Origin of the sequence: Streptomyces sp. SID10853 (assembly GCF_010548145.1) — a bacterium.
In the GTDB taxonomy this organism is placed as follows: domain Bacteria; phylum Actinomycetota; class Actinomycetes; order Streptomycetales; family Streptomycetaceae; genus Streptomyces.
The window spans coordinates 1-22,899 of sequence record NZ_JAAGLN010000014.1 but is presented as its reverse complement, the minus strand read 5'-3'; the positions used below and the strand labels follow the sequence as shown (position 1 = coordinate 22,899).

The following is a 22,899-nucleotide window of genomic DNA, read 5'->3' as shown; positions in this document are numbered from 1 at the left end:
CTCAGCCCCCGGTCCGCTCCGTACTGCCGCCCCGCCCCGCCTTCCCCCTCCAAGGAGCCCGCCATGCCGACGTGTGCCGACCACCCGGAGATGCCACGGTCCGACGGGTCAGGGTCCGCCCGGTCACGGTCCGACGGGTCACCGTCCGACCGGCGGCCCGGGATGCTGCCGGCCCTGGCACTGGCCGTGCTCGGCTATCAGCTCAACGCCACCATGCTCAGCCCGGCCCTCCCCGACGTCATGCACCGGCTGCACACCACCAGCGGGCTCGTCGGGCTCGCGCAGACCCTCTTCTTCCTGTTCGCCGCGATCGGCCAGGTCACGCTGGCCCGCCTCAGCGACTACCGGGGCCGCAAGCCGATGATGCTGCTGGGCTGCTTCCTGGTCATCGCGGGCGACATCGCCTGCGCGGCGGCCCCCGACATCGGGGTGTTCCTGGTCGGGCGGGTCCTCCAGGGCTTCTCCGCCGCCCTGTTCACCCTGGCGTTCCTCACCCTGGACGACACGCTCTCGGCCAAGGGCTTCGGCCGCGCGGCCGGCATCATCACCGCCGTCAACGGCGGATTCGCGGGCGTGGACGCGGTGTTCGGCGGGCGCCTGGCGGACACCGTCGGCTTCCGTGGCATCTTCCTGGCCGGTCTCGTGGTGTCGGTGGCCGGGACCATCGCCGTGCACCGGACCGTTCCCGCCACCCCGCCGACCGCGACGGGCCGCATGGACTGGCGCGGCACGTCCCTGCTGGCCCTCGGGCTGACGGGGGTGCTGATCGGCCTGGCGCAGGGCGAGTCCTGGGGCTGGCTGTCCGTGCCGACCGCGGTCTGTGTGCTGGGCGGCATCGGCTGTCTGGTCCTCTTCGCGCCGGCCGGCCGGGGCACCCGGGACGCCGTCATCGACACCGGGCTGCTCGTCTCGCGCCGCGCCTGGCCGCTGCTGGCCACGACCGTACTGACGCTGGCCGGTGCGTTCGGCGCGCTCACGCTCACCGTGCCGCTCTTCACCCAGGACCCGCAGGCCGGTTACGGCATGAGCGCGACGCACTCGGCACTGCTGTTCGCGACACCCGCCCAGGCCATCGGGGTGATCGGTGCCCCCATCGCGGGCATACTCGGCCCGCGGATCGGCTGGCGCCGCAGCGTGGTCATCGGCTCGGCGGGCTCGTTGATCGCCTTCGCCGTCGCGGTGCCGTTCATGACCCACCAGTGGATCTTCGCGGCCGCGCTCGCGGTGCTCGGCATCACGTACAACGGGCTGAGTGTGACCGCACTCAACGGCCTGGCCGTGCTCTCGTCCCCGGCGGAGCAGAAGGGCGCGCTGCCCGGTCTGAACGGCGCCTGCTTCGGCATCGGCGCCTCACTGGGGACGGCGCTCGCCTCCGCCCTGATCACGGTCGCGGCGAGCGGCGGCGCGCACGGCGCCGACCGGTACGCGCCCGCCCTGTGGGCCTCGGGCGGGCTGCTCGCCGCCGCGATGGTGACGACCGTGGTGATCAGGGCCGTACCGAAGGGCGCGGCGGATGCGGACGGCGGCCGGGTCACGGTGCCCGCCCTGCACGGGTGAACACGGCGCCGCGCCCCGGCAGTTCTCCGGCGGGCGGTTACGGCTACGCGTGGGCGCTGAGCACACCACCGGCGCTGAGCACCATGTAGATGCCGTTGGCGTCGAGCCCCTCGTCGTGCTCGTCGGCGTCCAGGGTGGCGGCCACCCCGTCATGCCCGATGATCTGGGCGCGGTAGTGGCTCTCGCCGGGCTTCGTGATCTTGACCTTCCAGTCGCCCGCGACGGTGAACGTGCCGGGGCCCTGGTGTCCGCCGCCCATCCAGGAGTGGAGCGAGCCGTCGATCCCGAGCACGATGAACATGTCGTTGAAGTCGAGCCCGGCGTCGGTGTCGTGGGTCTCCATCGAGCCCAGAACCGAACCGTGGCTGACGATGTCGGCGCGGTACTTCTGGGCACCCACCTGGTAGATCCTGGCCGTGCTGCCGTCGGGCAGGGTCCGGTTGTGGACCGGGGACGACCCCGCCTCGGCCGTCGTCCCGGCCTTGTCCGCGATGCTCTGGTCGCCGCCGGCCTCCGAACTGCCCGCCCGGGAACCGCTGGAGGAACTGCCGGTCCGGGAATCGCCGGACTTGGAGCCGCCGTCCTGCGAGCCGCCGGGCTTCGAGGCATCGGGCTTCGAGGCATCAGCCTTGGAGCCGCCGGCCGCACCGGCGTTCCCGGTGGAGTGGGACGCGGAGGAGGCGGCCGAGTCGTTCGTGCCGTGGCCTGAGGCGTCGCTGTCCCCGCTTCCGCAGGCGGTCAGCGAGAAGGCGGCAGCGGCGGCGACGGCCACCAGTCCGGCGGAACGGGCGGTACGTACGGTACGGCGTGCACGGTGAGTGGTGATCATGGAAAGTCCCCCCAAGGGCTGTGGTCAGAATCCGGATCCGGGGTCTCCGGCTGCCCCCGTGGGGCGGCCGTCCGGATCTCCCGTTCGCTACACCCTGTGTGATGGGGCCCCGGCGGCAGTTGTTCGCCTGGTTCTGTCCGCACTTGGTAACAGCCGACGCGAGGCCCCGCCCGCGTCGAGCGCACGGGGCGCCCGGGGGAGGGGCGTCAGCCCTCCTGGGGAACGCGGCGAAGGTCCAGCAGGTAACAGACCTTGTCGTAGCGGCTGGTGCCGACGGCGACGAAGCCGGGCAGACGGCCGTATTCGCTGAAGCCCAACGACCGGTAGAGGTGCTGGGCAGTGCTGTTGTCACCGCGGGCGTCCAGGGTGAGGACCTCGATTCCGGCCCGGCGGGCGTCGGCGATCAGGGCGGTGGTGAGCGCCCGGCCGATACCGCGGCCGTGGGCGGCTGCGTCCACCGCGATCTTCTCCACATCGGCGTGCGGGCGATGGGTCGGCCGCGCGTAGCGCAGCCAGTACCCCAGCCCGACCAGCCGACGGCCGAGGTACGCCGCGCGCAGGGCCCCGTCCCCGGCGCGCGCCGCGGAGATCACGTGGTCGAGGAGTTCCGACACCTCGTCGTGCGAGGGAGGTCCGACCCAGCCGATCGCGGCGCCTCCCCGCACCAGGTCCGCCAGAACCCGGTGGGCCGACTCCGCGAACCGGGCCCCGAGGTCCGGATCGGACGCCAGCTCCGCCGCGTCGAGGAGGATGACGGGCTCGCAGGCCCCGCTGCTGGTCGTAGGCGTAGTCATGATCAGCAGCCTAGGAGGTCGTTTCCTCGCGGTCCTTCCGGTGTTTCGCCGGACGGGGCTCAGGGGTGCATGACGATCTTTCCCACGTGGCCCCTGCGGGAGAGTTCCACCTGCGCCCGGGCGGCCTGCTCCAGGGGGAAGGCCGCGGCGACGACGGGCTGGACCTCGGCCCTGCGGGCCAGGTCCATGAGGAGTCCGAAGTGGGTGGGCGTGTGCATGGCCGACCCGATGACCTGGGCGTTGTGCAGGTAGAGACGGCGTACGTCGAAGGTCACGCCGTATCCGCCGAGTGCGCCCGCGATGACCCACCGGCCCCCTTCGCGCAACAGCGGCAGCCCCTCACCCACCAGCTCGCCTGCCACGACATCCAGCGCGACGTCGATGCCCTCGGGGGCGGCGGTGCGGAGCTGCCCGGCGACGTCCCCCGCGCGGTCGACGACTCCGTGCGCGCCTGCTTCGCGCACCGCGTCGAGCTTGGACCCGCTGCTGATGGCGACCACCCGTGCGCCGCGCGCGCGGGCGATCTGCACCAGCGCGAGGCCGACGCCGCCGGACGCCCCCGAGACCAGGGCGGTCTCGCCCTTCCGCAGCCGGCCGCGTTCGATCATGCCCAGCGCCGTGCCGTAGGCGGTCGGCAGCGCCGCGAGCTGGTCGTCCGTGAGCGGGGACCGCGTCACGTCGTGCACGCGCTCCACCGGCGCTGTCACGTACTCGGCGTATCCGCCGTCGCGTTCGCTCCCCATCAGGCCGACCGGGTTGGCGTCCGGCCCTTCACTGTCGTAGATCGCGGGGTCGACGACCACCCGGCGTCCGACGAGGCCGCTCTCCACTCCGGTCCCGACGTCCACGACCCGGCCGGCCACGTCGGCGCCCTGGATCCGCGGGAAGTCGACCGGGCCGCGCCAGCCCGACCTCGCCTCCGGGTCTCCGGGACGCCCGTAGGCGCCCTCGCGGGTCCACAGGTCGGTGTTGTTCAGGGCCACGGCGCTGACCTGGACCAGTACCTCTCCGGCTCGCGGCGCGGGGACGGCGACCTCCGCCGCCTCCAGAACCTCCGGCCCTCCGTGCCCTGTGATCCGCACCGCTCGCATGAACTGGGGCGCACTCATCGCTTGAACCTCCTCGCGGGTATACTGATCTGTGAACATCTCCACCGTACACCGATCAGTGAAGGGGCTCGCAGTGCAGGAAGCGCGGTCTGTGACACCGGCCGGCCGCCGCATCGTGGCGGCCGCGGAGGAACTGTTCTACAACCGTGGGATCACAGCGGTCGGCGTGGACCTGATCGCTGAGCACTCAGGGGTGACCAAGCGGACCCTGTACAACCAGTTCGGTTCGAAGGATCACCTCGTGGCGGCCTATCTCACGGGCCGCGACCAGCGCTGGCGCTCGCTCGTCCGTGCCGCCGTCGACGCATGTGACTCTCCCGCCGATGCGGTCACCGCCCCCTTCGAGGCGCTGCGGGCCTGGAGCAGAACCAACAGCCGCGGCTGCGCCTTCATCAACGCACTCGCCGAACTCCCGGACCCCTCGCATCCCGCCCACCGCATCGCCGCGAACCAGAAGCTCTGGCTGCTGAACCTGTTCGAGGAACTCGCCACCGCGGCGGGCTGCTCACACCCGGGGACCCTCGCCACCCGGCTCCTGGTGCTGCATGAGGGCGCTGTCGCCACCCAGCCCCTGTCGCTCGACACCCTTCCGGAGACCACCGGCCTGGCCCGGGCCCTGGTCCGGGCCGGTGCATCGCCCGGCCGCCAGGTGTTTTGATCCCGGGCGCGTTCCCGGGCGCGTTCCCGAGCGCGTTTTCGACAAGTTGCTTTGCCGCGTGGGCCCCGTTCAGCGCCCCTCGGAATCGATCGCTGAGGCATCTCGCTTCTCGTCCGCCGGTGCGGCGGCCCGCGCCGCGAGCAGGAGGGCCTCGGCGCGGGTGGCGGCTGTGCTGAAGATCCCGTTCACGCCGGTGACGTCGAACAGGCGCTGCACCTGCTGCTGTACCGGGCCCGCGAGGCAGAACGCCCCGCTGCTGTTGGCCCAGAGCAGCAGATTCAGCGCGCTGGAGTCGGCGAACGTAACCTGGGAGAGGTCGAGAACGACCGGCCTCCGGGCGTCGAAGGCGGCTGCGAGGGCCTCCCGGATCGGTGGGGCCGCGTCGATGTCGACGTCTCCGACCGGTACGACCACCGTGACGGCGCCCTCCTCGAAGCAGGACACATCCCTCGGCCGGCCACCCTGGCCCGGAGGCACGCTAACAGTTGTCATGCGGCAATGATCGCATGATCGCCCTGTCTTGGCGAGACTCGTCCGGCGGTGCCTCGATGGCCCCTCGGGCGGCGGGGCGGACGCTGTGACGCCCGCCCCGCCGGCGGGTGGTCAGCTCCTGCCGAGCATCTCGGCGGTGAGGACCGTGCCGCCCACACCCCAGCCTCCGTCGGGGACTTCGTCGATGACCACCAGGGTGGTGGCCCGGGCGCGCTCACCGTAGACATCGGCGTAGGCGTCGGTGACGGCGTCGATGAGCTTCTTCTTCGACTCCTGCGTCAGGGTGTCCGCGGGCACCTTGAGGTTGGCGAAAGGCATGGTGATTCCTGCTCTCTGGTGGGGTGTTGAACAAGCCGGGGGAGGCGTGAGGGCGACGACGGGCCCGGAGGGCGGCCGCCGACGGGTCAGGCGATCCCGCCGTTGGCGCGCAGGACCTGCCCGTTGACCCAGTGCCCTGCGGGGCCGGCCAGGAAGGTGACGACCTCGGCGATGTCCTCGGGGGTGCCGAGCCGCTCCAGCGGGGGCTGCTTGGCGAGGCGCTCGATCGTGGCCTCGTCCTTGCCCTCGAAGAACAATTCGGTGGCCGTGGGGCCGGGGGCGACCGCGTTGACCGTGATGTCGCGGCCCCTCAGTTCACGGGCGAGGATGAGCGTCATCGCCTCGACCGCGCCCTTGCTGGCGGCGTAGGCGCCGTACTGGGGGAATTGCAGACCCAGCACCGATGTGGACAGGTTGACGATGGCGCCCCCGTCACGCACGCGGCGCGCGGCCTCCCTGGCCACGACGAAGGTGCCGCGGATGTTGGTGCGGTACAGGTCGTCCAGGACGCTGAGATCGAGGTCCGCGATGGGCGAAAGGCCCATCCGGCCCGCGGAGTTCACTACGACGTCGACGCCGCCGAACTCCTTCTCCGCGGTGTCGAACGCGGCCGCGACCGCGTTCTCGTCGGCCACGTCGGCCTGCACCGGCATGGCCCGGCCTCCGGCGGCTGTGATGGTCTCGACCACCTCGCGGGCGGCGTCGGCCGACCCGGAGAATCCCACGGCGACGGCATGGCCGCGGGCGCCGAGGAGGATCGCCGTCGCCCGGCCGATACCGCGGGAACCACCAGTGACCACGGCGACACGCTGCTCTTGCATGACCATGACCCCTCCTTTCGTATCGCCGATATCGACTGTCGAAATCGGCGATAAGCCGAAGCTAACACGGACCCTTTATCGACGCTAGCCCTATCGCGTATCGTGGATTTCATGGATACGGACGCGACGATCCGCGCGGCGATGACCGAGGCCGCCCTGCGGCAACTGGCCGGCTCTTCGGACCATGACGTGGCCACCCGGGCGGTCTGCGAGGCGGTCGGCGTCACCCAGCCGGTGCTCTACCGGCTGTTCGGCGACAAGCGCGGACTGCTCGACGCGGTGGCCGACCACGGCTACGAGCGGTACGCCGCGCTCAAGGCCGCCCAGGAGCAGACCGGCGCCCCGGTGGCCGACCTGCTGGCGGGCTGGGACGGCCACATGGCCTTCGCGCGGGAGAACCCGGCGCTCTACCAGCTGATGTTCACGCCCCGGCCCTGGTCGCACTCCACCGCGAGGCAGCGGGTGTTCGACCTGCTCGTCGCCGCGCTCGTCCGGTGCGCGGCCATAGGGGCCCTCAAGGTCGAACCGAGGACCGCCGCCGAGCTGATCCTCTCGGCGAACGTCGGCATCGCGCTCCACCACATCGCGGTCCCGGAGCTGTTCAACGACGTGACGGTCTCGCATCTCATGCGCGATGCCGTGTTCTCCGGGGTGCTCACCCGGCCGGCCGGGCAGGACGAGGGCGACCCCCTGTACTCGGCCGCGCTGCGGATGCGGGCCCAGCTGGAGCTGACCGGTACGGAGGCCCTCGAAGCCGCGGAGACCGCCCTGCTGCTCCGCTGGCTCACCCGCATCACGGAGCCGGGCTCCCGGCAGGGCGGCTGAGGCCCCTGAAGGCGGGAGCGTTCTCTGAGGTTGTGGGTCAGAACGGGCCGACCGCGACCAGCTCACCGCCCGCGCGCTGGGCGAGGTCTTCGCGGCCCACGGCGCCGCCGCGTCAGCCGCGAACGGGCTGCTGCGGCGCCATGCCCCGGGGGTCCCTGCCCTCAGGCGCCGGCCCCGCCGTCCACCGGAAGCACCGCGCCGGTCACCATCGAGGCACGGTCGCTGAGCAGCCACGCGGCGGCCTCCGCGACCTCGCGCGGCTGCGCCATCCGCCCCAGCGGGACCGACGCGGTCACCTGCGCCTTGATGCCGGGAGTCGACGCCTCCCACGCGTCGATCATCTCGGTGTCGGTGCCGCCCGGGGTAATGCCGTTGACGCGGATACCGTCGCGAGCCCAGCTCACCGCGGCGGTCTCGGTGAGACTGTTGAGCGCCCGCTTCATCGCGCCGTACGCCGGCAGGGCCGGATTCGCGCGGCGGCTACCGATGCTCGATGTGTTGACGATGGCGCCACCGCCGCCACGCCGCATGAGGGCCGCCTGCGCGTTCATGGCCGTCCAGTGCGCGCGGAAGTTCACGGCGAACTGCTCGTCGACGTCTTCGTCGCTGGTCGTGTCGAGCGGGCCGGGACGCTGGACCGTCGCACCGTTGTTGAAGGCGCCGTCCAGCTTTCCGTGCAGCTCCTCGGCACGGTCGACGGCCGTGCGGATGCTCACGCGGTCGGCGAGGTCCATGGGGACGGCGTGGGCGACGCCGCCGTCAGCACGAATACCGGTGACGATCTCGTCGAGGGCGCTCGTCCCACGGGCCGCGAGGACCACGGCCGCCCCTTCGCGGGCGAAGAGCCTGGCCGCAGCGGCGCCGATGCCGCGGCTGGCGCCGGTGATGAAGACGACCTTGCCGGTGAGCAGGCCGATCGGGTCGAAGTCCTTGGTGTACGTCATGACAACAGTCTTGGACCGACGGCCGGACCGGATACAGGCACAAGCTGTACCAGGATGGGCCGCCGTACCCCGTGCACACTGGAGGCATGGACAAGCAGGAACTGGGCGCGTTCCTCCGCAGCCGTCGCGAGCGGCTCGCACCGCAGGACGTCGGTCTCCCCTCCGGACCGCGCCGGCGAACCCCCGGGCTCCGCCGTGAGGAAGCCGCGGTCCTCGCGCACATCTCCACGGAGTACTACATCCGTCTGGAACAGGGCCGCGCGCCCCGGCCGTCGGGCGAGGTCCTCGCCGGAATCGCGAGTGCGCTGCGGCTCACGGACCGCGAGACCGACCACCTCCACGTCCTCGCGGGCACCGCGCGGACCCCTGACCGGCGGCACCAGCGGGAAGTCCGGCCGAGCATCCTCGCACTCCTGGAGCGACTGCCGCAGACGGCGGGTCTGGTCGTGTCCGCCACGTTCGAGGTGCTCGCCTGGAACGGCCTCGCCGCGGCTCTCATGGAGGATTTCGCGGCCGTCCCCCGCGAGGAACGCAACCTGGCCCGCCTCGCGTTCCTCGGGAAGCGAGGGACCGGCCACACCATGTACGGGGTGTCCGACGCCTCAGAGTTCCGCCACAACGTCGTGAGGGAGCTGCGCGCCACCGCGGCCCGTTACCCGGCCGACCCCGATGTGACCGGCCTGGTCGATGAACTCCGTGAGGGCAGCCCGGACTTCGCCCGGCTGTGGGAGCGGCACGACGTGAAGGCCGCCCCGACGCTCACCAAGACCTTCCACCACCCCGTCGTCGGCGAGATCACCGTGACCTGCGACAACCTCGCTCTCACCGACAGTGACCAGCGTCTGGTGCTCTACAGCGCACCGCTGGGCTCACCCGACGCCGAGGCGCTGGCCCTGCTGAACGTGCTGGGCACCGAGGTCATCGACTACCAGCTATGACGAGTCCCCCAGCTTCCGGCGCCCTGGCGACCCGTAGGTGTGCACATCGCCAACGCGCCCGCGCCGGTGCGCCACCCGGGAGCGGGTCGCGGCGCACCGGCGCGGGCGGGGGGCGTCAACGGCCCTGTGATCAGGCGGTCTTGATCGCCGAGATGTCGAAGGCGAGCTTGACCTTGTCGCTGACCATGACGCCGCCGGTCTCCAGCGCGGCGTTCCAGGTCAGGCCCCAGTCGGAGCGCAGGATCTCGGCGCTGCCCTCGAAGCCGACGCGCTGGTTGCCGTAGACGTCGGTGGCCGAGCCGTTGAACTCCAGGTCGATGGAGAGCGGCTTCGTGACGTCCTTGATGGTCAGGTCGCCGACGATGCGGTACGTATCGCCGCCCAGCTGCTCGGCGTGCGTGGAGCGGAACGTCATGTGCGGGAACCGCTCGGCGTCGAAGAAGTCGCCGCCGCGCAGGTGCCCGTCGCGGTCCGCGATGCCGGTGTCGACGCTCTCGATCCGGATGTCGATGGCCGCGGTGGACTTCGCCGGGTCGGAGCCGTCCAGGTGCAGGGTGCCCTCGTGCTCGGCGAAGGAGCCGCGCACGTTGGTCACCATGGCGTGGCGCACGGTGAAGCTGATGGCGCTGTGTGCCGGGTCGATGCTGTAGTCGCCCGACAGGGCGGCCAGGGCGGGGTCCACCGGGAGAGCGGCGGTGGTGACCGGGGCAGCGGGGGACTTGCGGGTGAACAGAGCCATGGCTCCTCCTCGGGTGGGTGCTGGTGTGCGGGATCGCGGCACAGCGCGCATTCAAGGTTGTTTAACCTTCAACGAGATTCACTGTAGAGGCACCTGGTTCAAAATTCAACATTCTTGTCGGTCCCTCCGCCCGGTCGTGTGCGGTGTGTGCCGTCGGCCCTCTGGCGGACGCGCGTAGAACTGCGGCACTATCTGTCCCGCTCCACCTGCACAGCCGGCCCACAGACACCGCAGTCGGCACATCCGGCACAGCCGGCACGCCCGGCTCGGTCATCACGCTCATCACGGTCACCAGCAGGAGGGAATCCCCCACATGAGAACTCCATCGGTCCGTCCGGTGCTCGCCTCGCTCGCGCTCGTCCTCGGCGTGCTCTTCGCGCCGGGCGTCGGCGTCATCGGCGGCGCCACCGACGCCTCCGCCGCGACGAAGATCAGCCACGCGACGGCCACCTCCATGTTCAGCTCGTCCGGTATCACCTGGTCGTCGTCCGGCGGCTGTTCCGACCGGAACGTCGCGACCTGCACCTCCTTCGACCAGCTCAACCTGGCCACCGCGCAGGGCGCCCAGACCCTCAGGGGCGCGCTCGGCTGCGCCGTGAACATCACCGGAGGCACCGAGACGGGCCACGCCTCGGGTACGTACTCGCACTGGAACGGCTACAAGCTCGACATCGGCAAGACGACCTGTCTGACGAACTACGTCAAGAACACGTTCACCTACATCGGTCTGCGCGGTGACGGCTACCCGCAGTGGAAGTCCGGCGCGGGCAACGTCTACGCGGACGAGGGCAGCCACTGGGACATCACCTTCTACAACTGCGGCGGCTGCTGAGTCCGGCCCGCGAAGGCGGCGAAGGGTGCCGCCGACAGCCTGAGAAAGCGCTTGCTCCCGGTTCGGGATGATCCGGGAGCAAGCGCTTTCTGCTCATGTTGTCCAGACCATTGCCCAGCCTGTTGAGGCCCTGCTACACCAGCGGTCAGCAGATCCACGCCCCCTGTCTCCGGGAGTCTCCTGTGCCCTCACTGCCCCCTTGGTCCCGTCGAGCCTTTCTCGCCACCGCGGGCGCAGGTGCGCTCAGCCTGACGGCCGTGCCGTACGCGAACGCCGCCCCGTCGGCGCCGTCCGCCACCGGGACGGCAGCGACCACGGCTACGGCCACCGCCGCCGGTGCGGGCTCCGACGACGAGTTCGCGACGCTGCGCGGCCGCTGGCTGGATCTGGCGCTCGGCACCGGCTACGACGCGACCGCTGAGCCGTACGCGACCCAGCTCAAGGCGACCGGCCAACTCGCCGCGCAGTTCCGGGCGTCGATGGCCCCGGCCGACAAGTCCCTCTGGCCGGACAGCCCGTTCGACCCGCCGGCCGGTATCACCCAGAGCTACACCCGGCTGTGGACGATGACCGAGGCGTACCTCCAGGACGGCACCGGGCTCACCGGCGACGCCGGGCTGCTCGCCGATGTGATCACCGGTATCGACCATCTCTCCGCGAAGATCTACAACCCCGCCACGACCGTCTACGGCAACTGGTGGGAGTGGCAGATCGGCAGCCCCCGGCTGCTGATGGACCTGGTGGCGGCCCTCTACGACCACCTCACCGACACCCGGATCCAGGCCGCCTGCGCGGCTGTCGACCACTTCATCCCCGACTCGGTGCTCGCCGACTACTCCGGCACATCGACCGGCGCCAACCGGGTCGACCTCTGCCGCTCCGTCGCCATGCGCGGAGTGAACGGCCGCTCCGCGGAGAAGATCGCGCTGGCCCGCGACGCGCTCTCGCCCGTCTTCCCGTACGTCACCGCGAGCGACGGGCTCTACCCCGACGGCTCGTTCATCCAGCACACGACCATCGCCTACTCGGGCACCTACGGCCAGGTCATGCTGGACGGTCTCGGCCGGCTCTTCACCCTGCTCGCGGGCTCCACCTGGGACGTCACCGACCCCAACCGGCAGATCATCCTGGACAGCGTCGAGCACGCCTACGCGCCCATCATCTACAACGGCCTGGCCATGGACAGTGTCAACGGCCGTGCGGTCAGCCGCGGTTACCTCGCCGCCGACGACCAGCACGTGATGCGCAGCGACCACTTCCACGGCAAGGGGCTGATCGCCGCCATGGCGGTGATAGCCGGCGGTGCGTCCGACGCGGAGCGGCTGCGCTGGCAGGGGATGATCAAGGGCTGGATCGAGCGGGACACCACGGCGCCTGTGCTCACCTCGCCGCAGTTCGGCGTCGCCGACCTCGCCCGGCTCCGGGCGGTCGCCGACGCCCCGGTGGTCGCGGCCCCCGAACCGGTCGCCCACCGGCTCTTCGCCTCGATGGACCGCGCGGTGCACCGCCGCCCCGGCTGGGCGGCGAACATCTCGATGTCGTCCGAGCGGATCTCCTACTACGAGTGCGGCAACGGCGAGAATCTGCACGGCTGGCACACCGGCGCCGGAATGCTCTACTGGTGGCCGGGGCAGCAGGCGAACGACCAGTACACGGACTGGTTCTGGCCGACCGTCGACCCGTACCGGATGCCGGGAACCACCGTGTCGACCAAGCGACTTGCCGACAATGCGGGCGGCGAGTGGGGCGAGGCCAAGCCCGCCGTCCAGTGGGTGGGCGGAGCGAGCGACGGGGAGTTCGCGGCCGTCGGCCAGCACGTCAAGGGACTCCTCTCCACCCTCCAGGCCCACAAGTCCTGGTTCTGTGTGGCGGACACGGTGATCTGCCTGGGCGCGGGCATCACCGCCACCGACGGTGTCCCGGTCGAGACGGTGGTCGACAACCGCAACCTGGGGGCCGCCGCCAAGGGCGCGTTCACCCTGGACGACCGCCACCGGCCGCGCTGGGCCCACCTCGCCGGGCACGGCGGCTGGGTCTTCCCCGGCGGCACCGGCGCCCTGCACACCCTGCGCGAGGCCCGCACCGGGGCCTGGCACGACATCAACACCACCAGCTCCACCGAGCGGCAGACCCGGACCTTCCAGACCCTCTGGCTCGACCACGGCACGGACCCGGTGGACGCCTCGTACGCGTATCTGCTGATGCCCGGCGCCTCCCGCCGTACGCTCGCGGCCCGTGCGGCCGACCGCGGGTGGCTGGAGGTACTGGCCAATACGGCGTCGCGGCAGGCCGTCGCCGTCCGTTCGCTGGGACTGACCGCGGCGAACTTCTGGCAGCCGGGTACGGTGGGGCCGCTGACCGTCTCCGCCCCGGCGAGCGTGCTGGTGCGGCGCAAGCAGCGCACCGCCACCCTGCACATCAGCGAGCCGCCGCGGACCGGGAAGCCGGTGGAGATCGTCTGGAAGCAGCCGGTACGCCGGGTGACCGGCGCGGATCCCTCCGTGCAGGTGATCTCGGCCGGACGCTCTCTGCGGCTGCGGGTCACCCCGGGCACAGCGGGCGCCACCCACACCTGCGAGGTCGTCACCGGCTGACCGCCCGCCACCGGCCCGGCCCCGCGCCGCAGGCCCGGCCGCGCTCCCGCCCCGCCAGGGCGCCGCCCGAGGTGCTTGTGGGAAGTCCACAACCCAGGGTGGTCCTGGACTGGCACTTCGGCTGCGCTGCCGGGCCCTTCTGTCCAGGGCGACCAGGAAACTGGCCCGGAGACTGTGCGAAGTGCACTGCGCGTTTTCTTGGTGGAGTTCGTAGGGTCGGAACATGACCGTTTTGGACGAGACCACGGGCGAGCCCACCGACGCACGTGGACGGGTGGCCGAGCTGCTGGCACTGCGCGAGCAGGCCAGGCGTGGGCCCAGTGAGCGAGCGACCGAGGCCCAGCACGCGAAGGGCAAGCTGACCGCGCGCGAGCGCATCGAGCTGCTGGTGGACCCGGGCTCGTTCAAGGAGGTCGAGCAGTTGCGCCGGCACCGGGCGACCGGGTTCGGCCTGGAGGAGAAGAAGCCGTACACCGACGGTGTGATCACCGGCTGGGGCACGGTCGAGGGCCGTACGGTCTTCGTCTACGCGCACGACTTCCGGATCTTCGGCGGCGCCCTGGGCGAGGCCCACGCCACGAAGATCCACAAGATCATGGACATGGCGATCTCGGCGGGTGCCCCGCTGGTGTCGCTGAACGACGGCGCCGGAGCCCGCATCCAGGAGGGCGTCTCGGCGCTCGCCGGATACGGCGGCATCTTCCAGCGCAACACCCACGCCTCCGGCGTCATCCCGCAGATCAGCGTGATGCTCGGCCCGTGCGCGGGCGGCGCCGCCTACTCCCCGGCGCTCACCGACTTCGTGTTCATGGTCCGCGAGACCTCGCAGATGTTCATTACAGGCCCGGACGTGGTCCGCGCGGTGACGGGTGAGGAGATCACCCAGAACGGGCTCGGCGGCGCCGATGTGCACGCCGAGACCTCGGGCGTCGCGCACTTCGCGTACGACGACGAGGAGACCTGCATCGCCGAGGTCCGCTACCTCATCTCGATGCTGCCGTCGAACAACCGGGAGAACCCGCCCTCGCACCCCAGCGACGACCCGGCGGAGCGTCGCTCCGACGCGCTTCTCGACCTGGTTCCCGCGGACGGCAACCGCCCCTACGACATGCACCAGGTCATCGAGGAGCTCGTCGACGACGGCGACTTCCTGGAGATCCACGAGCGCTGGGCGCGCAACATCATCTGCGCCCTGGCCCGGATGGACGGCCAGGTCGTCGGCATCGTGGCGAACCAGCCGCAGGCCCTGGCGGGCGTCCTGGACATCGAGGCGTCCGAGAAGGCGGCCCGCTTCGTCCAGATGTGCGACGCGTTCAACATCCCCATCATCACGCTCCTCGACGTGCCCGGGTTCCTGCCGGGCGTGGACCAGGAGCACGGCGGGATCATCCGGCACGGCGCGAAGCTGCTGTACGCGTACTGCAACGCGACCGTGCCGCGGATCTCGCTGATCCTGCGCAAGGCCTACGGCGGCGCCTACATCGTCATGGACTCCCAGTCCATCGGCGCCGACCTCACCTACGCCTGGCCCACCAACGAGATCGCGGTGATGGGCGCCGAAGGCGCGGCCAACGTCATCTTCCGCAAGCAGATCGCCGAGGCCGAGGACCCCGACGCCATGCGCGCCCGCATGGTCAAGGAGTACAAGGCCGAACTGATGCACCCCTACTACGCGGCCGAACGCGGACTCGTGGACGACGTCATCGACCCGGCCGAAACCCGCGAGGTCCTCATCGCGTCACTGGCGATGCTGCGCACGAAACACGCCGACCTGCCCTCGCGCAAGCACGGCAACCCGCCGCAGTGAGCCGCAGCACGTCCGCGTACGACTCCCGGCACATCTCCGAGCACGTCTCAGTAAGGGAAAAGACCTTGAGCACTCCCACCGCCGCATCGCTGCTCCGCGTCGAGAAGGGGCACGCGGAGCCGGAGGAACTGGCCGCGATCACCGCGATCCTGCTGGCCCGCGCCGGCAACCAGCCCGACGCACCGGCGCACACACCCCGCTCCACGGCCGGCTGGCGCCGCCTGGAGCGCACCCCGGGCTTCCGGGCCCCGCACTCCTGGCAGGGCTGAACCGAAGGGCCCCAGGCCCCGCCTGCGGCCTCGCCGCGGCATCCCGCACAGCACAGCGAAAGGCCCGCACCCTCTCCGGAGGGTGCGGGCCTTTCGCCGTACGCCGGAGAACCGGCCTGGTCCGCCGGACAGCCCCTAACGCAGACGTGCCATCAGCGCGTGCTCGACGAGCGTGATCAGTGCGCTCTTGGCGTCCGCGCGGTGGCGTGCGTCGGTGGTGAGGATGGGGGTGTCGGGGCCGATCTGGAGGGCTTCGCGTACTTCGTCGGGGGTGTAGGGCTGGTGTCCGTCGAAGCCGTTGAGGGCGATGACGAAGGGGAGTCCCGAGTTCTCGAAGTAGTCCACCGCCGGGAAGCAGTCCGACAGCCTGCGGGTGTCGACCAGGACGACGGCGCCGATGGCGCCGCGTACGAGGTCGTCCCACATGAACCAGAAGCGGTCCTGTCCGGGGGTGCCGAACAGGTAGAGGATCAGGTCCTGGTCCAGGGTGATGCGTCCGAAGTCCATGGCCACCGTGGTGGTGGTCTTGTCCCCGGTGTGTGTGAGGTCGTCGATGCCCGCTGAAGCGGACGTCATGACTGCCTCGGTACGCAGCGGGTTGATCTCCGAGACGGCGCCGACGAACGTGGTCTTGCCCACGCCGAAGCCCCCTGCCACCACGATCTTCGCGGAGGTAGTGGAGCGGGCTGCACCGCCGCTAGAGCTTGCGAAGTCCACTGAGCACCCTTTCGAGCAGTGTCACGTCTGGCTGGCCGCCGGCGGCATCGTCGCCGCCGGGCTGATGAATGGCGACAAGCCCGGCCTCCGCCAGATCGGCGACGAGGATCCGGGCGACGCCGAGAGGAATCGTAAGGAGTGCCGAGATCTCGGCAACAGACTTGATCTCGACACAGAGCCGGCAGATCCGCTGGTGCTCGGGCAACTGCCCTTGCAGCTGTGACGGTTCTGCCGTCGTACTGACCAGCGCCTCGATGGCGAGCTGGTAACGCGGCCTGGTCCGGCCGCCGGTCATGGCGTACGGGCGTACGAGGGGATTGCGGTCCTGAGCCGGAGCCGGGTCGGCCTTCGGCTTCCAGTGCGGCTGCACCGGCTGGATGCGCGGCGGCTCGTCGTACGGCGACGGGGGCTGCGGCTGCTGGTGGGGCTGCCTGCCGTGTCTGCCGGGCGTGGAGGGAAAGTCGAAACGGTTCTGGTCGAACTCGCCCGGAACCTGCTGACCACCGTAGTAAGGGTGACCGCCTGGGGGTGTTGCCACGTTTCCTCCTCCGACTGCCCGTCGCTGTTCCTGTGGAGCCGCGCCACCGCACCTTATGGCGCGGTGGCGAGAAACGCACTGTCTGTTTGCTAGTTGAGAAGACTGCCCTGCAGTTCGGCACGGAGATCCGGGGTCAGGACGCTGCCCGCGCGGTCCACCAGAAGAGCCATCTCGTACCCCACCAGACCGATATCGGCCTCGGGGTGAGCGAGGACGGCCAGCGAGGAACCGTCCGAGACGGACATGATGAAGAGGAAGCCGCGCTCCATCTCCACGACGGTCTGGTTGACATGACCGCCCTCGAAGATCCGGGACGCCCCCGCGGTGAGCGAGGTCAGCCCGGAAGCTACGGCCGCCAGCTGGTCGGCACGGTCACGCGGGAAACCCTCGGACATCGCCAGAAGGAGTCCGTCGGCGGAGACCACCACTGTGTGGGACACCCCGGGGGTGTTGTCCACGAAGTTGGTGATCAACCAGTTCAGGTTCTGCGCCGCCTGGCTCATCGGGCTCACACTAACGCTCCTGGTTGTAGGTGCTGTCAGGACCGCCGTGGTTCCCGGTGGCCTGACTGTTCGTGTCACTACCTTCGTTGCGCCCCCGCAGGACTCCGCGGCGCAGGTTGCTCAACCTGACCCCGACGTCCTCGGGTGCACGGGAGACCTGGGGGCCGCCCTGCGGGGTCTGCTCGGCCTTGCCCTCGACCAGGTTGGCCTTGGGCACCCGCCGGGGGAGACCGGAGGGAGTGACCCCGCCGGCCTTCGGCTCGCGCAGCCCTTCCGCCCGCTGCCAGCGCTCGTCGTTCGACGAACGCCAGTCGTCCGGCAGGAGGTTGCTGTCCCCGCTCTCTTCCCCGTCGTTCTGCTCCTCAGGATTCTGCTGTCCGGCCTGGGGCTGACCGGAATTCTGCTGACCGGACTGATGTGCTCCGGGGGCCGGCTTCGGGGCCTGCTGCGGACCGCCGCGGCGGGGAAGGCCGGCATCGGTCAGTTCGTGTGAGGTGCTCGGAGACGGTCCCGGACGGTCGAAGCCTACGCGTTCGGGAGCTGCTGCGGGAGCGCCCTGTGCAGATTCCGCCGCCGGCTGGTAAGCCGTCCGGAAACCGTCCTGGTACGTGGCCTGACCTGCCCACTCTTCCTGCCGGCCGGAAGCGTCGAACGCGCTGTCGTACCCCTGCTGACGGCCGTCGGACACCGGGTGGCCGGAGGCCGGGCGGGCCCCGTCCCGGTAGCCGTCCTGAGCTCCGTGCGCCGCGTAGCCGTTCTGGTCGTACGACGTCTGCTGCGGCTCCTGGCCGTACTGCGCGTAGCCGTTGTCCTGCTGCTGCCCGGAATACTCCTGCTGCGGGTACTGCTGGCCCGGCGCCTGATGCTGACGCTGCGCCGGCGCCTCGTCGCGGAACAGCGGCCTGCCGTCGTCGTGGTGCGTGCCGTCGAGCGCCGCACGGCGGTCGTCACGCATCAGCGAGCGGTTCACCGGGTCGAGACGGCGCGGCTCGCTCTCGCCGTAACGGGTGTCGTCGAAGCCGAGTTCGGCGGCCGTCCGCTGCGGGGTCTGCGGGAAGGACTGCTGCTCCCGCGGCTGCTGCTCCGGGATGATCGAGGAGACGCTGAAGTCGTCGGCGGGCAGCTGGTCGCCGCCACCGCCGTGCGTGATCGCGTCCGGGAGCATGACCAGCGACGTGGTGCCCGCCTGCTCACCCGACGGCCGCAGCTGGACGCGTACGCCGTGCCGGTCGGCGAGGCGGCCGACCACGAACAGCCCCATGCGCTGCGAGATCGCCGCGTCCACGGTCGGCGGGTTGGCCAGCTTGTGGTTGATGTCCGCGAAGTCCTCGGCGGTCAGGCCGATGCCCTTGTCGTGGATCTCGATCATCACCCGGCCGTCCGGCAGCCGGGTCGCCGTGACGCGCACCTTGGTCTGCGGCGAGGAGAACGTCGTCGCGTTCTCCAGCAGCTCGGCGAGCAGATGCACCAGGTCGGTGACGGACTGCCCGTGGATGTCGGTCTCGGGCACCCCGGTCAGCTCGATGCGCTCGTACGACTCCACCTCGGACGAGGCGGCCCTGAGCACATCGACCAGCGGGACCGGCTGGTTCCAGCGCCGGCCCGGTTCCTCGCCCGCCAGCACGAGCAGGTTCTCGCCGTTGCGGCGCATCCGGGTCGCGAGGTGGTCGAGCTTGAAGAGGCTCTCCAGCTGCTCGGGCTCGGCCTCGTTGTTCTCCAGGTCGGTGATCAGCGTCAGCTGGCCCTCGATGAGCGACTGGTTGCGCCGCGAGAGGTTGGTGAAGATCGCGTTGACGTTGCCCCGCAGCATGGCCTGCTCGGACGCCAGCCTGACCGCCTCGCGGTGCACCTGGTCGAAGGCGCGGGCCACCTCGCCGATCTCGTCCTGGGTGTGGATCGGGATGGGCTCGACCCGGGTGTCCACCCGGCCGGGCTCCGTACGCGAGAGCTGGTCCACGAGCATCGGCAGCCGCTGCTCGGCCACCCCGAAGGCGGCGGTGCGCAGCCGGCGCATCGCCCGGCTCATCTGGCGGGCCATCATCCCGGCCAGGATGAAGGCGATGAGCAGGGCCACGAGGACCACGGCGCCGTTGGTGATGGCGTCGTTCCTGGCGTTGTGCGAGATGGCCGCCGCGTCCCCGACCGCCTTGTCGATCAGGTGGTTCTCGACCGTGCTGTAGCCGTTGAACTTGGTGCCGGCCGCGATGGACCAGGACTCGGAGTCGATGCCCATGGCCTTCAGCGCCGCAGGCGTCCGGCCCTTGCCGATCTCGGCCGCGATGCCGTCGAACATCGACCCGCCCTTGGCCGGCGGGGTCACATAGCGCTTCTTGTCCGCCTTGGCCGTCTCCTTGTCGCGGGAGACATAGCTCCTGGCGCTGGCGGCCTGGGCGGCCATTTCCTTCTTCAGCGCGGCCGCGTCCGCGTCGGTGCCGCCGGAGACGTACTCCTGGAGGGCGATCTGCTCCAGGTAGTTGTACGAGTTGAACGCGACGACCTGCGCCTGGAAGGTCGTGGGGTCCTGGCTCGGGCGTACCAGCAGATGTGTGCCGATGGAGCGCTGAAGCGATTCTGCTGCCTGGGCCAGCTGGATCGCGTAGACCGTGCGGCCGTAGCTGGTGATGTTGCCGGTGCCGAGGCCGAGTTCATTGGAGAACTCCATCAGCGAGTGCTGGACCTTGACGTAGCCCTCTTCGGTCTTCACCGGGTCCATCGCCTCGGCGTACGCGGTCTTGCGCAGCGTGGCGAGGGAGGGCTCATCGGCGCGGAAGAGCTGGAGGCGGCGCTGGAGGCCCTTGGTCTTCGGCAGCTGCTTCACCGCGGTGTCGAAGGACTTCGCGGCGGCGTCGGTGTGGCTGTAGGCATCCTTGACGTTGAAGTTGCCGGTGCGCTTGTTCTGCAGCAGCGGCTCCGCGCTGATGTCGCGCTCCTCCAGCAGTGCCTGGCTGTACGCCGAAGCCGATCGCACGACAAGTGCAACCCGTTCGGCGTCCTGTGCGTCATTCCAGGTAGTGATCGAACTCTTGACCTGGAATCCGCCCATGACGAGACCGACGATCACGGGGATCAGCAGAATGGCGTTGAGCTTGGTGGGCACACGCCAGTTGCGCGGCGCCAGCCGGCTGCCGCCACCGGCGGCTGCGGAGCGGCCGGCAGGAGACGTCGCCGACTGCGGCGGCGGCGTGAAGTTCCCCCGCGTCTGCTCCGCCGCGGAGCTCTTCCTGCTTCGCCTCACTCGACCAACAACCTCTCGGCGTCGGCACCCACGGTGTGCCGTCTATCGTTCAGAGCCGTACTCGGACCGGCCGTCGAACGTTGCCGGTCCTACTCGGGAGTTCGCCGAATTCCAGCACGTCGGGCGGCGTGGCTCCAAACAGCTGGAACCCGCCGCTCCGAGTGGCGTATGCCTCAGATAAAACGGTCAAAAAGAGCGAGGCGCGCCAAAAGCAGGGACTGATGTGAGCGGAGCGGCACCAGGCGGATGCAACGGGTGTCCGCGGTCGATGAATTCTCTGTCGAAACGTTATGAACACGGGGGCGGATCGTGTCAAAGACCACAGTCCGCCCCAGAACGGGCTACGACAACTGCCGTAGTGGGACGACTACTTGAGACGTGCCATCAGCGCGTGCTCGACGAGCGTGATGAGTCCGCTCTTGGCGTCCGCGCGGTGGCGTGCGTCGGTGGTGAGGATGGGGGTGTCGGGGCCGATCTGGAGGGCTTCGCGTACTTCGTCGGGGGTGTAGGGCTGGTGTCCGTCGAAGCCGTTGAGGGCGATGACGAAGGGGAGTCCCGAGTTCTCGAAGTAGTCCACCGCCGGGAAGCAGTCCGACAGCCTGCGGGTGTCGACCAGGACGACGGCGCCGATGGCGCCGCGTACGAGGTCGTCCCACATGAACCAGAAGCGGTCCTGTCCGGGGGTGCCGAACAGGTAGAGGATCAGGTCCTGGTCCAGGGTGATGCGTCCGAAGTCCATGGCCACCGTGGTGGTGGTCTTGTCCCCGGTGTGTGTGAGGTCGTCGATGCCCGCTGAAGCGGACGTCATGACTGCCTCGGTACGCAGCGGGTTGATCTCCGAGACGGCGCCGACGAACGTGGTCTTGCCCACGCCGAAGCCCCCCGCCACCACGATCTTCGCCGAGGTGGTCGATCTGGCCGCCCCGCCGCTAGAGCTTGCGAAGTCCACTGAGCACCCTTTCGAGCAGTGTCACGTCCGGCGTGCCGCCGGCCTCTCCGTTGCCCGGCTGGTGGATGGCCACCATGCCGGCCTCCGCCAGGTCGGCCACGAGGATCCGGGCCACACCCAGCGGCATCGAGAGCAGCGCCGACACCTCGGCCACCGACTTGACCTCACGGCACAGGTGGCATATCCGCTGGTGCTCGGGGAGCAGGCCCGCGAGGTGCACCGGGTCGGCCGTGGTGCTCACCAGCGCCTCGATGGCGAGCTGGTAACGCGGCCTGGTCCGGCCGCCGGTCATGGCGTACGGACGTACCAGTGGCTGGTCGCCCTCACTGTCGTACGACGCGTCGTGCAGCACGCCGTACGGATCGTGCGAGGCGGGGGGCGGGGTCATGGATCCTCCGGGCGTGACAGCAGTTGGTCGGAGTGCCGTCTGATGTGGCCGGTGGGGGGCGGGATGCGGCCGGACGGTTGGTGATGAACGTACGGGCTGAACCTGTGGGGGGCTTGTCTAGTGGAGCAGGCTCCCCTGGAGTTCGGCGCGCAGGTCCGGGGTGAGGACGCTGCCCGCACGGTCGACGAGCAGAGCCATCTCGTATCCGACCAGGCCGATGTCGCAGTCCGGGTGGGAGAGCACGGCCAGCGACGAGCCGTCCGACACCGACATGAGGAAGAGGAAGCCCCGCTCCATCTCCACCACCGTCTGGGCGACTTCGCCGCCCTCGAAGATCCGGGAGGCACCCGCGGTGAGGGAGGTCAGCCCGGAGGCGACGGCCGCCAGCTGATCGGCACGGTCGCGCGGGAAACCTTCGGACATGGCCAGCAGAAGTCCGTCGGCGGAGACCACCACTGTGTGGGACACCCCTGGGGTGTTGTCCACGAAGTTCGTGATCAACCAGTTCAGATTCTGCGCCGCCTGGCTCATCGGACTCAACTAGTGCTCCTGCTGGTGAGAGGGGCCGGTTCCGGCCTGGCGACCCTGTTGGATGCCACGCCGGAGATTGGTCAGCCGGCCGCGTACGTCGTCGGGTGCACGCGAAACCTGCGGACCGGCCTGGTGGGCCTGCTGCTGTGCGGTGCCGGGCACCAGATTGGCACGCGGTACGCGTCGGGGCAGACCGGATGTGGTGACACCACCGGCAGCGGGCTTCTTCGCCCGCTCGGCCTGCCGTACGAGTTCGTCGTTGGGCGATGCCCGCCAGTTGCTGCCGGGGGCAGTCTGGGCCATGGGGTCGCGGGTCGGCGCCGCGGGAGCGGCCGGCTCGGGCTGCTGGGGAGCGTCCGGTTGCTGCGGCTCCGCGGTCCTCCCGGACTGCGGGCCGTGGAACCAGTTGGTCTCCAGGGTGTCGTAGAGCGGGGTGCGCCCGTCGCCCGGGTCGGCGGCCGGGGGCAGCGCGTCGTACTGCGGCTGCGCGGGCAGGCTCTGCGGCGCGGGCG

At 70.4% G+C, this 22,899-nt stretch carries 23 protein-coding genes and 1 pseudogene; 8 read left to right on the top strand and 16 right to left on the bottom strand.

The features are described 5' to 3' along the window. The first annotated feature begins 63 nt into the window (after positions 1-63). The gene (locus G3I19_RS05355; protein WP_239073985.1) at positions 64-1,557 is read left to right on the top strand and encodes an MFS transporter; all 1,494 of its coding nucleotides are present in this window, start codon (positions 64-66) and stop codon (positions 1,555-1,557) included. Between the two features lie 43 nt (positions 1,558-1,600). On the opposite strand, the gene G3I19_RS05350 is transcribed toward G3I19_RS05355, so the two are convergent. The 3 genes from G3I19_RS05350 to G3I19_RS05340 all read right to left on the bottom strand — a co-directional run bounded on the left by G3I19_RS05350 (position 1,601) and on the right by G3I19_RS05340 (position 4,289). Further along, the gene (locus G3I19_RS05350) at positions 1,601-2,386 is read right to left on the bottom strand and encodes a hypothetical protein (RefSeq protein WP_203599201.1); all 786 of its coding nucleotides are present in this window, start codon (positions 2,384-2,386) and stop codon (positions 1,601-1,603) included. 206 nt (positions 2,387-2,592) lie between these two features. After that, positions 2,593-3,180: an N-acetyltransferase gene (locus G3I19_RS05345; protein WP_164260010.1), complete on the bottom strand. Its 588-nt coding sequence runs from the start codon at positions 3,178-3,180 to the stop codon at positions 2,593-2,595. Positions 3,181-3,239: 59 nt separating this feature from the next. Further along, positions 3,240-4,289: a zinc-binding dehydrogenase gene (locus tag G3I19_RS05340; RefSeq protein ID WP_164260008.1), complete on the bottom strand. Its 1,050-nt coding sequence runs from the start codon at positions 4,287-4,289 to the stop codon at positions 3,240-3,242. Between the two features lie 91 nt (positions 4,290-4,380). Here G3I19_RS05340 and G3I19_RS05335 point away from each other — a divergent pair, with 91 nt between their 5' ends. Continuing rightward, the gene (locus G3I19_RS05335; RefSeq protein WP_343234989.1) at positions 4,381-4,947 is read left to right on the top strand and encodes a TetR/AcrR family transcriptional regulator; all 567 of its coding nucleotides are present in this window, start codon (positions 4,381-4,383) and stop codon (positions 4,945-4,947) included. 69 nt (positions 4,948-5,016) lie between these two features. Here the strand turns inward: G3I19_RS05335 and G3I19_RS05330 are convergent, their stop codons facing one another. The 3 genes from G3I19_RS05330 to G3I19_RS05320 form a co-directional block, all read right to left on the bottom strand. After that, entirely contained in the window at positions 5,017-5,439 is a 423-nt protein-coding gene (locus G3I19_RS05330; protein ID WP_164260004.1) for an STAS domain-containing protein, read from the bottom strand. Positions 5,440-5,550: 111 nt separating this feature from the next. Next, complete coding sequence (locus tag G3I19_RS05325) at positions 5,551-5,757, bottom strand: 4-oxalocrotonate tautomerase family protein (RefSeq protein ID WP_164260002.1); 207 nt, start codon at positions 5,755-5,757, stop codon at positions 5,551-5,553. 86 nt (positions 5,758-5,843) lie between these two features. After that, positions 5,844-6,584: an SDR family oxidoreductase gene (locus tag G3I19_RS05320; RefSeq protein WP_203599200.1), complete on the bottom strand. Its 741-nt coding sequence runs from the start codon at positions 6,582-6,584 to the stop codon at positions 5,844-5,846. A gap of 105 nt (positions 6,585-6,689) precedes the next feature. Between G3I19_RS05320 and G3I19_RS05315 the strand changes: the two genes are divergently transcribed. After that, positions 6,690-7,403 carry a TetR/AcrR family transcriptional regulator gene (locus G3I19_RS05315; protein ID WP_164260000.1) on the top strand — a complete coding sequence of 238 codons (714 nt, stop codon included), beginning with the start codon at positions 6,690-6,692 and terminating at the stop codon, positions 7,401-7,403. A gap of 161 nt (positions 7,404-7,564) precedes the next feature. Here the strand turns inward: G3I19_RS05315 and G3I19_RS05310 are convergent, their stop codons facing one another. Next, positions 7,565-8,347 carry an SDR family oxidoreductase gene (locus G3I19_RS05310; protein ID WP_164259999.1) on the bottom strand — a complete coding sequence of 261 codons (783 nt, stop codon included), beginning with the start codon at positions 8,345-8,347 and terminating at the stop codon, positions 7,565-7,567. Positions 8,348-8,433: 86 nt separating this feature from the next. Between G3I19_RS05310 and G3I19_RS05305 the strand changes: the two genes are divergently transcribed. After that, on the top strand, positions 8,434-9,285 hold the full coding sequence (locus tag G3I19_RS05305; protein WP_164259997.1) for a helix-turn-helix transcriptional regulator: 852 nt from the start codon (positions 8,434-8,436) through the stop codon (positions 9,283-9,285). A gap of 130 nt (positions 9,286-9,415) precedes the next feature. Here G3I19_RS05305 and G3I19_RS05300 read toward each other — a convergent pair whose 3' ends face one another. Then, entirely contained in the window at positions 9,416-10,024 is a 609-nt protein-coding gene (locus G3I19_RS05300) for a YceI family protein (RefSeq protein WP_164259994.1), read from the bottom strand. 313 nt (positions 10,025-10,337) lie between these two features. Here G3I19_RS05300 and G3I19_RS05295 point away from each other — a divergent pair, with 313 nt between their 5' ends. The 4 genes from G3I19_RS05295 (at position 10,338) to G3I19_RS05280 (ending at position 15,526) form a co-directional block, all read left to right on the top strand. After that, a complete protein-coding gene (locus G3I19_RS05295; RefSeq protein WP_164259992.1) occupies positions 10,338-10,856 on the top strand; it encodes a hypothetical protein in 519 nt (172 codons plus the stop codon). 257 nt (positions 10,857-11,113) lie between these two features. Then, positions 11,114-13,450: a polysaccharide lyase 8 family protein gene (locus tag G3I19_RS05290; protein WP_343234988.1), complete on the top strand. Its 2,337-nt coding sequence runs from the start codon at positions 11,114-11,116 to the stop codon at positions 13,448-13,450. Between the two features lie 223 nt (positions 13,451-13,673). Continuing rightward, positions 13,674-15,257 carry an acyl-CoA carboxylase subunit beta gene (locus tag G3I19_RS05285; RefSeq protein WP_164259988.1) on the top strand — a complete coding sequence of 528 codons (1,584 nt, stop codon included), beginning with the start codon at positions 13,674-13,676 and terminating at the stop codon, positions 15,255-15,257. A gap of 65 nt (positions 15,258-15,322) precedes the next feature. Further along, complete coding sequence (locus G3I19_RS05280; protein WP_164259986.1) at positions 15,323-15,526, top strand: acyl-CoA carboxylase subunit epsilon; 204 nt, start codon at positions 15,323-15,325, stop codon at positions 15,524-15,526. Positions 15,527-15,661: 135 nt separating this feature from the next. On the opposite strand, the gene G3I19_RS05275 is transcribed toward G3I19_RS05280, so the two are convergent. The 8 genes and pseudogenes from G3I19_RS05275 to G3I19_RS05240 form a co-directional block, all read right to left on the bottom strand. After that, complete coding sequence (locus tag G3I19_RS05275) at positions 15,662-16,243, bottom strand: ATP/GTP-binding protein (RefSeq protein ID WP_164259984.1); 582 nt, start codon at positions 16,241-16,243, stop codon at positions 15,662-15,664. Beyond that, entirely contained in the window at positions 16,224-16,781 is a 558-nt protein-coding gene (locus G3I19_RS05270) for a DUF742 domain-containing protein (protein ID WP_164259982.1), read from the bottom strand. Before G3I19_RS05270 ends, G3I19_RS05275 begins: the two co-directional genes overlap by 20 nt. A gap of 89 nt (positions 16,782-16,870) precedes the next feature. Further along, positions 16,871-17,284, bottom strand: coding sequence for a roadblock/LC7 domain-containing protein (locus tag G3I19_RS05265; RefSeq protein WP_164260062.1), 414 nt, complete (start codon positions 17,282-17,284; stop codon positions 16,871-16,873). A gap of 10 nt (positions 17,285-17,294) precedes the next feature. Further along, positions 17,295-20,519 (bottom strand): nitrate- and nitrite sensing domain-containing protein, encoded by a 3,225-nt coding sequence (locus G3I19_RS05260; protein WP_164259980.1) that lies wholly within the window; start codon positions 20,517-20,519, stop codon positions 17,295-17,297. A gap of 367 nt (positions 20,520-20,886) precedes the next feature. Then, positions 20,887-21,468 carry an ATP/GTP-binding protein gene (locus tag G3I19_RS05255; protein ID WP_164259978.1) on the bottom strand — a complete coding sequence of 194 codons (582 nt, stop codon included), beginning with the start codon at positions 21,466-21,468 and terminating at the stop codon, positions 20,887-20,889. Then, positions 21,449-21,856 (bottom strand): DUF742 domain-containing protein, encoded by a 408-nt coding sequence (locus tag G3I19_RS05250; protein ID WP_164259976.1) that lies wholly within the window; start codon positions 21,854-21,856, stop codon positions 21,449-21,451. Before G3I19_RS05250 ends, G3I19_RS05255 begins: the two co-directional genes overlap by 20 nt. Before the next feature lie 117 nt (positions 21,857-21,973). Beyond that, entirely contained in the window at positions 21,974-22,387 is a 414-nt protein-coding gene (locus G3I19_RS05245; protein WP_164260060.1) for a roadblock/LC7 domain-containing protein, read from the bottom strand. Positions 22,388-22,396: 9 nt separating this feature from the next. Beyond that, positions 22,397-22,899, bottom strand: a pseudogene (locus tag G3I19_RS05240) (histidine kinase); the annotation flags it as partial.

Bases quoted from the DNA above. Each gene is read 5' to 3' on its own strand.
- G3I19_RS05250 (WP_164259976.1), bottom strand. From the start codon at position 21,856: ATGACCCCGCCCCCCGCCTCGCACGATCCGTACGGCGTGCTGCACGAC.
- G3I19_RS05295 (WP_164259992.1), top strand. From the start codon at position 10,338: ATGAGAACTCCATCGGTCCGTCCGGTGCTCGCCTCGCTCGCGCTCGTC.
- G3I19_RS05300 (WP_164259994.1), bottom strand. From the start codon at position 10,024: ATGGCTCTGTTCACCCGCAAGTCCCCCGCTGCCCCGGTCACCACCGCC.
- G3I19_RS05310 (WP_164259999.1), bottom strand. From the start codon at position 8,347: ATGACGTACACCAAGGACTTCGACCCGATCGGCCTGCTCACCGGCAAG.
- G3I19_RS05305 (WP_164259997.1), top strand. From the start codon at position 8,434: ATGGACAAGCAGGAACTGGGCGCGTTCCTCCGCAGCCGTCGCGAGCGG.
- G3I19_RS05245 (WP_164260060.1), bottom strand. From the start codon at position 22,387: ATGAGCCAGGCGGCGCAGAATCTGAACTGGTTGATCACGAACTTCGTG.
- G3I19_RS05325 (WP_164260002.1), bottom strand. From the start codon at position 5,757: ATGCCTTTCGCCAACCTCAAGGTGCCCGCGGACACCCTGACGCAGGAG.
- G3I19_RS05345 (WP_164260010.1), bottom strand. From the start codon at position 3,180: ATGACTACGCCTACGACCAGCAGCGGGGCCTGCGAGCCCGTCATCCTC.
- G3I19_RS05265 (WP_164260062.1), bottom strand. From the start codon at position 17,284: ATGAGCCAGGCGGCGCAGAACCTGAACTGGTTGATCACCAACTTCGTG.
- G3I19_RS05355 (WP_239073985.1), top strand. From the start codon at position 64: ATGCCGACGTGTGCCGACCACCCGGAGATGCCACGGTCCGACGGGTCA.
- G3I19_RS05315 (WP_164260000.1), top strand. From the start codon at position 6,690: ATGGATACGGACGCGACGATCCGCGCGGCGATGACCGAGGCCGCCCTG.
- G3I19_RS05350 (WP_203599201.1), bottom strand. From the start codon at position 2,386: ATGATCACCACTCACCGTGCACGCCGTACCGTACGTACCGCCCGTTCC.
- G3I19_RS05340 (WP_164260008.1), bottom strand. From the start codon at position 4,289: ATGAGTGCGCCCCAGTTCATGCGAGCGGTGCGGATCACAGGGCACGGA.
- G3I19_RS05330 (WP_164260004.1), bottom strand. From the start codon at position 5,439: ATGACAACTGTTAGCGTGCCTCCGGGCCAGGGTGGCCGGCCGAGGGAT.
- G3I19_RS05285 (WP_164259988.1), top strand. From the start codon at position 13,674: ATGACCGTTTTGGACGAGACCACGGGCGAGCCCACCGACGCACGTGGA.
- G3I19_RS05320 (WP_203599200.1), bottom strand. From the start codon at position 6,584: ATGGTCATGCAAGAGCAGCGTGTCGCCGTGGTCACTGGTGGTTCCCGC.